The sequence below is a fragment of the Ruegeria sp. AH12 genome, assembly GCF_056541465.1.
Genome location: NZ_JBQFYL010000004.1, coordinates 118438 through 130183 on the forward strand (window position 1 = coordinate 118438; position 11746 = coordinate 130183).

Genomic DNA, 11746 nt, shown 5'->3' on the forward strand with positions numbered 1-11746 from the left:
TGCGCCACCAGATATGCTAGCCGCGCGACGGACTCAAGAGGCTTTTTTGCAATCCTCGTTAGTTCTTCACCAGACAAACAAGTTGCGCGGCGCGCGCAGTGCGGTAAGACAAGGGTCGGGCAACAAAGGGAACCCAGTTTGAGCCTCCGCACGAAAATCGCCGACAGCGAAGCTTTGTTGAATTGGGCTGCACGGCGGATCGCCAGTTATATCCGGTTGGTCAACCGCAACACGCGTTGGCAGCGCATCGGATATGACGCGCTGGATCAACTGGCCGAACAGGGTGAGCCGGTCATCGTCGTACTTTGGCACCAAAGACTGGCCCAATCGCCCTATTTTTTCCCACTGGACAAGGGAGAAATCTGTTCGATCACATCCTCGGCACGCGCGGGCAGCATGGTGGGCAGAGTGCAGAAACTGTTTGGCATGGACACGATCGCCATGACCAGCAAGAACGCGAACAATATCGCGGTGTCGCGCGAAGTGATCGGCAAGATCAAACGGGGCATTTCCATTGGGATCGCAGCCGATGGCCCCCGGGGCCCGGAACGGGTGTTGTCGACCGTGCCTCTGGTCTGGGCGCGCACTTCGGGCAAGCGGGTTTTTGGCATTACCTTCTCTGCCAAACACGGGCGAGAGGCCGGCACCTGGGACCGCCTGCTGATGCCTCGCCCTTGGCGCAATGAGGGCGTGTTTCTGTGCCGCGAGTGGACCAAAACGGTACCGCGCAAGGCCAGTGAAGAAGAAATCGAGGCACTGCGGCTGAGCCTTGAGCAACATATGAACGATATCACGGCCGAGGCCGACCGGATGGTCGGGCGCACGCCATGGTCGCCCGAGGCCTAGCCGCCCCTTAAGCGTTGCATCAGGTAGATTTCACTGCCTTCAGGGATGGGTTCGGTTAGCCCCGTGGCAATGACGCGCCCGTCGACAGCAATAGAAACGCCTGCATCAATCGGCGCCTGCAACTGAGGGTGAGCGGCGACCAAAGCTTGCAGAAGCTCTCCGGTGGTCTTGGCGTCGACCTCAACCACCTGTTGGCCCCCAGTCAGTGACCGGAGGCCGGACCAAAGGTGGACCTCAACCATTATCCTTAAGCGCCGCCAGAATGCGCGGCGGAGACATTGGCAATTGCTTCATCCGAACACCAGCCGCGTTTGACACCGCGTTGGCGATGGCGGCCAGGGGCGGAACGATGCCGGTTTCGCCCACACCACGCACGCCAAACGGGTGGCCGGGGTTGGGCACTTCGACAATCACCGTGTCGATCATCGGCAGGTCACTTGCGACGGGGATGCGATAGTCGAGGAAGATCGAGTTCTGTAGCCGCCCGTCTTCGCCGTAGATATATTCCTCGTTCAGCGCCCAGCCGATACCTTGCGCGGCACCGCCTTGGAACTGGCCTTCGACATATGTCGGGTGGATCGCCTTGCCGGCGTCCTGAATGACTGTGTAGCGGGTCACGCTGGTCTTGCCGGTTTCCGGGTCGACCTCGGCATCGACGATATGGGTACCGAAGGACACACCCGCACCTTCTGGAGTTGCCTCGAAATGGCCCGAGATCGGGCCACCGGTGCGCCCCATATCCGCCGTGATGTCGGACAGGGCCAGCGGTTCGAAATCACCGGCATTGGGGCCTGAGGGCACGGCGCAACCGTCTTCCCATTTCACCGCCTCAACCGGGATACCCCACTTGGCTGCCGCGCGTTCGCAGAGCTTTTCAACCGCGTGCTTGGCCGCCTTGATCGTCGCCAGACCCGACGCGTAGGTCACACGCGAGCCGTGGCTGACGTCGTTGTAGCCAAGTGTTGCGGTATCCGCGATGGTTACACGGATGTTCTCGTAGGGAATACCCAAAACCTCGGCCGCCATCAGCGCCATCGACGCGCGCGAGCCACCGATATCAGGCGTTCCAACCATCAGCTGGGCCGAGCCATCCTCGGACAGTGCGAGCGACACCGAAGTTTCACCGCCATGGTTGAACCAGAACCCGCAAGAAATCCCGCGCCCCTGCCCCGGCTTCAGCGGTGCCGAATAGTGCGGGTGCGCCTTGGCGGCCTCCAGCGTTTCGACCAGACCAATGCGTTCGTAGGTCGGGCCATAGCTGGCCTTGGTCCCCTCGTGGGCTGCGTTCTTTAGGCGCACATCGACGGGGTCGAGACCAAGCTTTTTACACAGCTCATCAATCACCGACTCGACGGCAAAGGCCCCCATTGGGGCGCCCGGCGCGCGATAGGCCGCCTGTTTCGGGCGGTTGGCCATCACGTCATACCCGATCTGCTTGACGTTGGTCAGGTTATAAGGCGCAAAGGCGCACATGGCGGTCATGTCACCCGGCGCACCCGGGAAAGCGCCACCTTGTAGGCGGAACACACCCTGCGCTGCCGAAATCGTACCGTCCTTCTTCATCCCAATCTTGATATCCATCGACGCCGAGGCCGTCGGCCCCGTAGCGCGGAACACCTCTGACCGGGTCATCACGATCTTGACCGGACGGTTGGCTTTGCGGCTCAGTGCGAGCGAGACAGGTTCAATGAAGACGGTGGTCTTGCCACCAAAGCCGCCGCCGATTTCCGAGGCCGTCACCCGCAGTTGCGAGGTTTCGATCCCCAACAGTGCGGCACAGGTTTTCTGCGCGATCCAGTGACCTTGGGTGGTGCACCACAACTCACCTTTGCCATCATTGCCCAGCATGCCCAGACAGGCGTGCGGTTCAATGTAGCCCTGATGGGTCGCCTCGGTACCAAAGCTGTCTTCGATCACCAGATCAGCCTCGGCAAAGCCTACCTCGACATCACCATGGCCGCTTTCGTGGTAGCGCACTACGTTGGGGTGCATCCCGTCGGGTACGGAGTAATCCGCCGCTCCTTCCCGGATGACCGGCGCGTCGGGTGCCATCGCCTTGTCCACATCGGTGACATGGGGCAGGACCTCGTATTCAACCTCGATCAGTTTCAACGCATCACGCGCCGCGAGGGCAGAGGTCGCCGCCACAGCTGCCACTGCGTGACCATCATAGAGCGCCTTTTCGCCCGCCATGACGTTTTCCAAAACGTTCCAGAATTCGCCTTCCAGACCGGGCTTGAACGGGACATCGGCGAAATCGGCGCGGGTGATGACGGCTTTGACGTCCTTATGCGCCTCGGCCTTGGACGCATCGATCTTGATGATCCGCGCATGGGCATGGGGAGAACGCAGGATCGCGCCGTGTAGCATGCCGGGCGCGGTGATATCCGCACCAAACTTGGCGCGGCCTGTCACCTTATCCAGACCGTCCGGGCGATTTGGTCGCGTCCCAACAAAAGTGAATTCAGATTTGCGATCGTCCAGAGCCATTATGACGCCTCCCGCATCTCAGCCGCCGTGTCCATCACAGCGCGAATGATTTTGTCATAGCCGGTACAGCGGCACAGATTGCCCGCCAACCAATATCGGGTTTCTTCTTCGGTCGGGTTGGGGTTCTTTTCCAGCAGCGACTTGGCCGCGACCAGAATGCCCGGAGTGCAGATGCCGCATTGCAGGGCGGCATATTCAATCATCTTTTTCTGCAACGGGTGCAGAACATCCCCGTCCGCGATGCCTTCGACCGTCTCGATCTGCTTGCCCTCTGCTTCGACACCCAGCATCAGGCAAGAACACACCAGACGACCATCGACCGTGACGGAACAGGCGCCACAATCGCCGGTGCCGCAGCCTTCTTTCGCGCCGGTCAGGTTCAGCTTGTCGCGCAGACAATCCAGCAGAGTTTCACGCGGGTCGCACAGATAATCGACCGCGTCCCCATTGACGGTGGTTGATACGTGGAGCTTGCTCATACGTTTTCTCCCCTTGCGCGGGCATAGGCGATTTTTGCGGCACGTTTGGTCAAAACACCGGCCACTTCGGTACGGAACGCAATGGTACCGCGCTTGTCGTCAATCGGGTTGCAGGCGGCACAGGCCGCCGCGCCCAGCGCATCCAACGCCGCATCATCCAGCGTGCTGCCAATGATCGCGTTCGCACAGTCTTCTACCAGCAAAACGGTTGGGGCGACGGCCCCCAGTGATACGCGGGCGTCGGAGACCGTGTCCCCATCCAGATGCAGGCTCACCCCCACGCCGACAACCGCGATATCCATCTCGGTTCGAGGAATAAACCGCAGATAGGCGTCGCCCGCATTCTCGCCCCGCGCCGGGATGTTGACCGCAGAAATCACCTCCCCCTTCGCCAGCGAGGTCTTACCCGGGCCGGTCGGGATTTCTTCGACCGCCACTTCGCGCGAACCATCCGGTCCGGTGACCGAAACGGTCACGCCAGCGGCAACCATGGCAGGCACAGAATCAGCCGCCGGAGAGCCGTTGCAGAGGTTCCCAGTCAGCGTTGCGCGCCCCTGCACCTGAGTCGATCCGATCAAGTCCATCGCCTCGACCACACCGGGCCAATCACGTCCAAGCTCGGGATGCTCGCTCATCTCGGCACCGGTGGTGGCGACGCCAAGGGTCCAACTGCCATCGGCGTTGCGGGTGATGTCGTGTACACCGTTGATTTTCTTGATATCGATCAGCGTGTCGGGTGTCACCAGTTCCGAGCGCAGCTGCACCAAGACATCGGTGCCGCCAGCCAGAAACCGTGTGATGCCCGTTGCTTTTGCGGCCAGAGCCGAAGCTTCGGCAAAGCTGGCAGGGCTGTGATAATCCATGATTTTACCTCGCGCCTGTGGGTCAGGATTCACTGGGGTTCGGATGGACGTTAGTTCAGCCATCCTCCGGCGTCCATGGCCCGCACGACCTATTTTGATGTCAAACCATGTCGCTTTCAGACCGTAGTCAAAAGTCGATCTCAATCACGCCGTCCGGATCTGCCGCGCGGCTTTGGCACAGGATCATCGCGTTTTCGCGTTGTTTCGCTGACAGAACGAAATCACGGTGGTCAACTTTACCCGTCAGAACGCCGCATTTGCAAACCCCGCAAATCCCGTCCGAACACTTCACATCCACGTGAAAGCCGGCCTCGTTCAGGACCTGAGCCGCATCCTTGTCTGCGGGGACAGACAAAACCTGACCCGAACGCGCAAGCTTGAGGCGGAAGGGGTGATTTTCATATTCGGGCGTTTCCGGAGCTGAGAAATACTCCAGATGCCGCGCATTATCAGGGAAACCTTGTCGAACGGCCGCTTGCATCACCCCGTCCATGTAGCGATCCGGCCCACAGCTATAGACGTGCCATCCCTCGTGATAGCCCGAAAGGATAGCATCCAGATCGGCACGGGTTCCTTCGTCCGAGAAATGATTGTAAACGCGATCTGCCCAAGGGGCTGTGGCCAGGTCTTCAAGGTACCCGGCGCTGTCGCGTGCGCTGGCAGAGTAGTGCAACTCGAATTCTCGGCCCAGCGTATATAGGCGGTGGGCAAAGGCAATCATCGGCGTGATCCCGATGCCGCCACCCATCAGGAAGGTCTTGGTCGCCGTCTCGTCCAGTTCGAAATGGTTGATCGGTTTTGAGATGAAAACCTTGCGCCCTTCGTTGAAGATCCGGTGCAACAGAGCGGACCCGCCGCGCCCCTCATCCTCGCGCAGCACGCCGATCTGATAGGTTGCCCGATCCGATGGATTGCCCGACATCGAGTATTGCCTCAGGAATTCGGGCGCGACCAGCACGTCCAGATGTGCGCCCGCTGTCCATCCCGGCAGGGGCGCACCGTCCAGCGATGCGAACTCGTATTTGGTAACATCCGCTGTCATCTTGTCGACCTTGGTCACCGCAACCCGCATCACAGGTGCGTCGCCAGCGATCTGATAGCGATGTACAACAGATCGATCCCCCTCAGCCTTGCGGGATTTGTATTCGTCTGCCGAAACCATCGCCTGATACGCGGCGATCCCGGCCTCTCGGTCCATGGCAAAGGGATAAGGCCACGGGTGTGGGGCCAGATTGGCGGGGTACACCGCCAAAGTCTGATCCTCGTACTTTAGGTCAAGGTCCCGTTGCAAATCACGGCGGTTAAGTGGATGGGTTGAGGGTCGATAAGACCCATCGCCCTGCAACTCGATGTCCCACCACCATTTCTTGGTGTCATTCAGCCCGCCATTTCCAACTGCGTCATCCAGTCTGGCCAATGCGGGGGCCGCTTGCGGAATGTTCATCGCAGCCCAGCGAAAGGGGCGTTCCTTGAAGATGCCTTCAAGGTTCCAGGGGCAGGTTTTCATACAGCGCCCACACATTGACCCGCCGGGTGTGGTGATCCGGTAAGTTGCACATTTCTGGCTGTCGGACTTCCAGATTTCATAGCCGTTGAACATCAATTTAGGTCCGGCGGTGATTGCACCCGAGGGGCATTCACGCGCGCATTTGTTGCAGGATTCGCAAAAGGTCTGCAGGCCAAAATCGATGGGCTTGTCGTGATCGACCGGCATATCGGTCGTCACCACCCCTGATTTCAGACGCGGACCCAAGTAGGGGTTCAAGATGACCTCCCCGATGCGGCTGACCTCACCCAATCCGGACAGCAACAACAACGGTGGTTGCAGCACCTCGCCATCCATCACCGTATGCGCCTTGGCCTTGTAGCCCAGGTTCCTGATCTGCTGCGCGATCACCCCACCCAGCAGCGAAAACCGCAGATAGGCCCGCATAGATTGCGCGACGCTGATCCAGTCATCGCCGCTTGCGCCTTCCATCGTTTCATAGCCTTGATCGATGATCATGCTAACGGCCTGATCATGGGGCGGGTCAATTTCTTCGCCTGTCGCGTCGTGGGAATACCAACTCCAGCACGGGCAGCGGCTCAGGCCAACCGCATCAACGCCCAGAAAGTAGCTAGCCGCCTTGATGTTGGCCGCGTTGCGCGCGGCGTCCGAGGGTTTGGGCACATCTGCACTGTCGCCATCCTGCAAAAGAACAAATGCACCAAGGGCCCGGCGTTGGGCAAAACTCGGGGCGGATTTGCGCACGTAGTATCCACCCTTTGCGGCATCTTGCAGATGTTTGCCCATATCCCCGAACTGGGCGCGAGCGAACATGTCCGCGCGTTTAGGAACGCGGGCGACATTTTCTTCGTCGATATAGGTGGTTGGCGTTTCGACCCGTTTCAGCGTCTCAAACGGATGAGCGCCGTCCACATAGCGCCGTTTGGCATATGGGTCGCGGTTCATTGCATTCTTGGCAAACCCAGCCCCCAGCCACCAGGCGGGACCCTGCGTGCGAAACCAGGGTTGTTCTGCCATTGGGACCAAGGGCAGATCATGGGCAATCTCCATCTCGGTCGTGACCGCAGCCAGACCAAAACGCCGCCCCAGCCAAGGGGCCAACAACACAGAGTTTTCAACCGTCGCCAATCCTGCGGCCACCGCCAGCTTGCCCAAATCAACCTCAGACGACATGGCCGAATGCGCTCGTGCATCAAAGCCAAGCAATCGGATGTAGTTCGCAATAACCGTCGCGTTTTCAGTCGCCAGAAGGCAAGCACGGTGGTCCTGCGCATCCATGATCCAATCCGCGCCGGGTTCATCTGGATCAGGATCGCGGTTGTACTCGTACAGAAAGACGATGGCGTGGCGATGGTTATCAATCGGACCGGGCGTCGCTTCGACGCTGTCTTTCAGGTCCGCCATGATCACATCAATGCCCGAGGCAAGCGTCTTTGTCTGACGACTGCGCAGAGCTTGCGCCAAACGGTCGATATCCGGGTTACGGCGGGGCTGCTCCAAGAAGGCATCGCGCGGCAAAGGCCCGCAACCCATCATTGACGCGTCGTTAAAATATCCAAACGCTTTCAGATGGTTCGCGCGGGTCTCAGGATCAGCCGGAATATCCGAGACGGTCGGGTTCACCAGACCATCGCGGATCGTATCCAGCATCGCTTGAAATTCACCCATCGCATTGACAATGCTTTCGGGCTGTCTATTCCGGTGAAAGCTTAGCTGCGGCATTTCAGGCAGTATTGATAGGTCGGGAATGGTGCTTTGGCGCGCCAGACGTTCCAGCGGATATGGACCCATATGCACTGGTCGGTTCTTGTCCGAGAAAAAACGAATGCCCATGAAGCCTCCCCGCCTGAATTCTGTCTAGCGCCCGGTGGACAGCAAATCCATTCATGCCTAATCATAAATCATATGAAGAAAATCGATTTTTCTGACCTTGATGGTAAGGTTCTCCGCGCGTTTCTGACGATCCTCGAGGAGAGTTCCGTCTCGAAAGCTGCCGACCGATTGGGCGTAACCCAATCCGCGATCAGCCACACATTGGGCAAGCTACGCCAAGTGCTTGGGGACCCGCTCTTAGTGCGATCGGGACAGGGGCTGACGCCGACAGAACGCGCTTTGTCACTGAAAGAACCGGTACAGGCCGTCCTCGACGGCATGCGTGCGCTGACCGATGAACGCCCATTTGATCCTCAGTCAGAAGAGATCGAGATTTCCATCGCAACCAATGATCTGCCGCGCGAGTTGATCTTTCCCGACCTCCTGCGCGAAACCCGCGCCGAGGGGGTTCAGCTGAGGATCGACTTCATCGCGTCAGGCGTGCCAGACCCAGACGTGCTGCGCAGTGACAGGTGCCAATTGATGCTGACTCCGCTGCCCCCGGACGGGCCGGATATTCTGCAGAAACGCCTGATGCAAAGCCCTTTGATGGTATTTTTTGATGGAACCCAGCGCGATGCGCCCAACAGTTGGGAAGGCTACTGCGAAAGCGACCATATCGAAGTGCGCTTCCCCGATGGCCGCAGCGCGCGCGCCGTGATGCGTGGGGTCGACCAGAACCAAATCCGACCACCCGTCGTGACCCTGCCCCATTTCAACGCCATTCCCTCATTCGTGAAGGGCAGCCCCCTCATATCGACCGATACGGCGTTGATGAAACAAGGCCCACTATCCGAGCTGGACTGCGCGCCATTACCCTTTGAGTGCGAGCCTGTGTCGATCTACATGGTTTGGCATCAACGGATGGCCAACGACCCTGCCCATCGTTGGCTGCGCAAACGGATCGAAGAGATTGTCGCTCGGCTGCGAAGCTGATCGTCAAGCACCCCGTCAGAACCGCGCTTTGATCAGATGTGTCAGTGCAGCACCCGTTTCAAAATAGACCCGACGCAGGCGAGGCCATCGCTCGTGGTGTTCGGGCACCACTGGAACAGGCAGGCAGGATGGATCACCCGTCAGAAGACTTTGCGCCATCAGACGTCCAAACACCGTACCGGGTCCGATACCCCGACCAGAAAACCCATGCGCCGACAAGGCATTGGGGCCAATTTGCGTGATCTTCGGGATATGATCAGACGTCATGGCAATGCGACCGTGCCACCCTTCGACAAGGGGCTGATCTGAGAGTTGCGGATATATCCGATCCAGTTTTCGTCTTACCCAAGCTGAGTGTATTCCGCACCCGGCATGACCCAAATCACCCATGCCACCGATGATCATCCGCCCGTCGCCATCCAGACGGAACGATGTCATGATCAGACCCGTATCCCAGCACCCCTCACCAGCTGGTAAAATGCTGGCGCGCAGATTGTGTGACAGGGGGGTGGTCGCATATTGGAAGTAGTAGACAGGGACATAGTCAGGTGCAGTTTCTTCAGGGCCCTGATGATACGCATTGGTGGCCTGAATGACAGCCCGCGCCCGCACATTCCCTTGAGGTGTCTCAAGTAACCATTCCTTGCCTTCGCGGCGCAGACTTCGGACCGGACTTTCCGTATAGATGTGCGCTCCTGACTCTGCGGCCACCCGCGCCAGGCCCATGACGTATGCCATCGGCTGGATGGTTCCCGCTCGCGGATCGTATAGCGCTCCTTGGAACGCTGTGCTGCCGGTTCTTTGTGATGCATCCTGCGCTGTTAGCAACTCAACTGGCGCACCGCTGGCAACCAACTGCGCATGTCGTTTCTGCAGATCGCGGCGCCCTACCCCGGAATGTGCACAGTGAAGCGTGCCCTGCCGTACCGGTTCACAATCGATCCCATTTTGATCGATCAGATCGAAGACATCCGCAGGTGCCTGCGCCAACAGATCGATCAGTCGGTCACCGGTTTCCTGCCCAAGATGATTGCGGATATCGTCAGGCGGTAGCCAAAGGCCTGCATTGACCAGCCCCACATTGCGCCCAGAGCCGCCATGCCCGATGCTCTTTGCTTCGAGCAGACAAACAGATGCACCTTGCTGCGCCGCATATAAGGCCGCCGAACAGCCCGTATAGCCACCTCCTACGATCGCAAGGTCTACACTTATGTTAGACGACAACGGTGCCGCCGTGACAGTTTCACGGCAGGTGGTTCGCCAAAGAGGTTCATCGGGATTGGTCATGGCGCGCTTTCAATCATTCTGCGCAGCCTTAGCGCGTCCATGCGACCGTTACCAATCAAAGATCAAACCTGATCGAAAATCTGCGCGGCCTTCGGCCTTGCGTCCTGCGGACGGCAGGGGCCGGGCCGGCGCGGGCATTGCCCACACCGGCCCGGCCCAACCATAACAGTCGTTTCGCTAGAAACAGCGAAGATGGGTGGAAGCCTTCCCTACACATCCAAAGACCGTGCAATGAGTTCCTTCATGACCTCATTGGTGCCGCCATAGATCATTTGCACACGCGCATCGGCATAGAGGCGCGCAATCGGATACTCCATCATGAAACCATAGCCGCCAAACAGCTGAAGGCATTCGTGCATGATCTCGTTCTGCACCTCCGAGCCCCAATATTTGACCATCGAAGCCGTGGCAGCGTCCAACTCACCAGCTTCCAGCTTGGCGATGCAGTCGTTTACGAAACTGCGCAGCACTTCGGCTTTGGTCTTACACTCTGCCAGCTTGAAGCGTGTGTTCTGGAAATCCATGACGCGCTGCCCAAAGGCTTTGCGCTCTTGCACATATTTCACTGTTTCAGCGATGGCGAAGTCGATCGCACCCAAGGCCATCAAACCAATCGTCAACCGCTCCCACGGCAACTGCTTCATCAGCTGATAGAACCCCTGACCTTCTTCCGCACCCAGCAGATTGGTCATTGGCACCTTGACGTCTTCAAAGAACAGCTCGGCGGTATCGTTGCCCTTCATACCGAGTTTCTTGAGGTTCCGACCGCGGCGGAACCCTTCGGCCCCTTCTGTCTCAACCGCGATCAGAGAAACACCCTTGGCACCCAGAGATTTATCCGTCTTCGCCGCGACGATCACCAGATCCGCCGACTGACCATTGGTGATAAAGATTTTTGAGCCATTGAGCTTGTAGGAATTGCCGTCCTTCTCTGCCAACGTCCGCACGGCCTGAACATCAGACCCGGTGCTGGGTTCTGTCATGGCAAGGGCCCCAACCATCTCTCCTGATGCCAGTTTAGGCAGCCACTTTTGTTTCTGGTCTTCGCTGCCATAGGCCGTGATGTAGTGCGTCACAATGGATTGGATGCCATAGCCCCAACCCGCATCACCCCTTGCGGTTTGTTCGTAGATGGTAACGGCATCAAACCCCATACCACCGCCAACGCCACCATATTCCTCGGGGATTGCACCAGCCATCAGGCCCGCTTGCCCTGCTTTGTGCCAGAACGCGCGATCTACCACGCCATTGTCGACCCAGGTTTCGATATTGGGAACAAGTTCATCGTCCATGAAACGGCCTGCCATATCGGCAAACATGCGGTGTTCGTCAGTGACCCAGGCGGCGGATGAGGAAAAAAGCGACATCTTAAGCTCTCCGATAAGTGGTTATCCCAAGGCTACAGGTCTGCGTGCGTCCCGCCAATCCATGTGACGCGGCGTTTCTGGCGGTTTCAACGTTGCGTT

At 58.8% G+C, this 11746-nt stretch carries 9 protein-coding genes; 2 read left to right on the forward strand and 7 right to left on the reverse strand.

Annotation, left to right across the window (positions count from 1 at the left end):
- The first annotated feature begins 138 nt into the window (after nt 1-138).
- Complete coding sequence (locus ACR0EL_RS09400; protein WP_480499583.1) at nt 139-846, forward strand: lysophospholipid acyltransferase family protein; 708 nt, start codon at nt 139-141, stop codon at nt 844-846.
- On the opposite strand, the gene ACR0EL_RS09405 is transcribed toward ACR0EL_RS09400, so the two are convergent.
- From ACR0EL_RS09405 to ACR0EL_RS09425, 5 genes are all read right to left on the reverse strand, one after another.
- On the reverse strand, nt 843-1088 hold the full coding sequence (locus ACR0EL_RS09405; RefSeq protein ID WP_480499584.1) for a MoaD/ThiS family protein: 246 nt from the start codon (nt 1086-1088) through the stop codon (nt 843-845). The genes ACR0EL_RS09400 and ACR0EL_RS09405 overlap by 4 nt on opposite strands.
- The gene (locus tag ACR0EL_RS09410) at nt 1081-3336 is read right to left on the reverse strand and encodes a xanthine dehydrogenase family protein molybdopterin-binding subunit (RefSeq protein ID WP_480499585.1); all 2256 of its coding nucleotides are present in this window, start codon (nt 3334-3336) and stop codon (nt 1081-1083) included. Before ACR0EL_RS09410 ends, ACR0EL_RS09405 begins: the two co-directional genes overlap by 8 nt.
- Entirely contained in the window at nt 3336-3815 is a 480-nt protein-coding gene (locus ACR0EL_RS09415) for a (2Fe-2S)-binding protein (protein ID WP_353010563.1), read from the reverse strand. Before ACR0EL_RS09415 ends, ACR0EL_RS09410 begins: the two co-directional genes overlap by 1 nt.
- On the reverse strand, nt 3812-4678 hold the full coding sequence (locus ACR0EL_RS09420; RefSeq protein ID WP_480499738.1) for an FAD binding domain-containing protein: 867 nt from the start codon (nt 4676-4678) through the stop codon (nt 3812-3814). Before ACR0EL_RS09420 ends, ACR0EL_RS09415 begins: the two co-directional genes overlap by 4 nt.
- Nucleotides 4679-4805: 127 nt before the next feature.
- Entirely contained in the window at nt 4806-8018 is a 3213-nt protein-coding gene (locus ACR0EL_RS09425) for a reductive dehalogenase (protein ID WP_480499587.1), read from the reverse strand.
- Between the two features lie 72 nt (nt 8019-8090).
- Between ACR0EL_RS09425 and ACR0EL_RS09430 the strand changes: the two genes are divergently transcribed.
- Nucleotides 8091-8993, forward strand: coding sequence for a LysR family transcriptional regulator (locus ACR0EL_RS09430; RefSeq protein ID WP_480499588.1), 903 nt, complete (start codon nt 8091-8093; stop codon nt 8991-8993).
- A 15-nt stretch (nt 8994-9008) separates the two neighbouring features.
- Here ACR0EL_RS09430 and ACR0EL_RS09435 read toward each other — a convergent pair whose 3' ends face one another.
- Nucleotides 9009-10280, reverse strand: a complete 1272-nt coding sequence (locus ACR0EL_RS09435) for an NAD(P)/FAD-dependent oxidoreductase (protein ID WP_480499589.1) — start codon at nt 10278-10280, stop codon at nt 9009-9011.
- A 209-nt stretch (nt 10281-10489) separates the two neighbouring features.
- Entirely contained in the window at nt 10490-11647 is a 1158-nt protein-coding gene (locus ACR0EL_RS09440; RefSeq protein ID WP_480499590.1) for an acyl-CoA dehydrogenase family protein, read from the reverse strand.
- Between the last annotated feature and the right edge of the window lie 99 nt (nt 11648-11746).

What these genes read in the sequence shown, in the direction of transcription:
- ACR0EL_RS09440 (WP_480499590.1), bottom strand. Translation starts at nt 11,647, where the DNA reads ATGTCGCTTTTTTCCTCATCCGCCGCCTGGGTCACTGACGAACACCGC.
- ACR0EL_RS09415 (WP_353010563.1), bottom strand. Translation starts at nt 3,815, where the DNA reads ATGAGCAAGCTCCACGTATCAACCACCGTCAATGGGGACGCGGTCGAT.
- ACR0EL_RS09425 (WP_480499587.1), bottom strand. Translation starts at nt 8,018, where the DNA reads ATGGGCATTCGTTTTTTCTCGGACAAGAACCGACCAGTGCATATGGGT.
- ACR0EL_RS09435 (WP_480499589.1), bottom strand. Translation starts at nt 10,280, where the DNA reads ATGACCAATCCCGATGAACCTCTTTGGCGAACCACCTGCCGTGAAACT.
- ACR0EL_RS09410 (WP_480499585.1), bottom strand. Translation starts at nt 3,336, where the DNA reads ATGGCTCTGGACGATCGCAAATCTGAATTCACTTTTGTTGGGACGCGA.
- ACR0EL_RS09420 (WP_480499738.1), bottom strand. Translation starts at nt 4,678, where the DNA reads ATGGATTATCACAGCCCTGCCAGCTTTGCCGAAGCTTCGGCTCTGGCC.
- ACR0EL_RS09405 (WP_480499584.1), bottom strand. Translation starts at nt 1,088, where the DNA reads ATGGTTGAGGTCCACCTTTGGTCCGGCCTCCGGTCACTGACTGGGGGC.
- ACR0EL_RS09430 (WP_480499588.1), top strand. Translation starts at nt 8,091, where the DNA reads ATGAAGAAAATCGATTTTTCTGACCTTGATGGTAAGGTTCTCCGCGCG.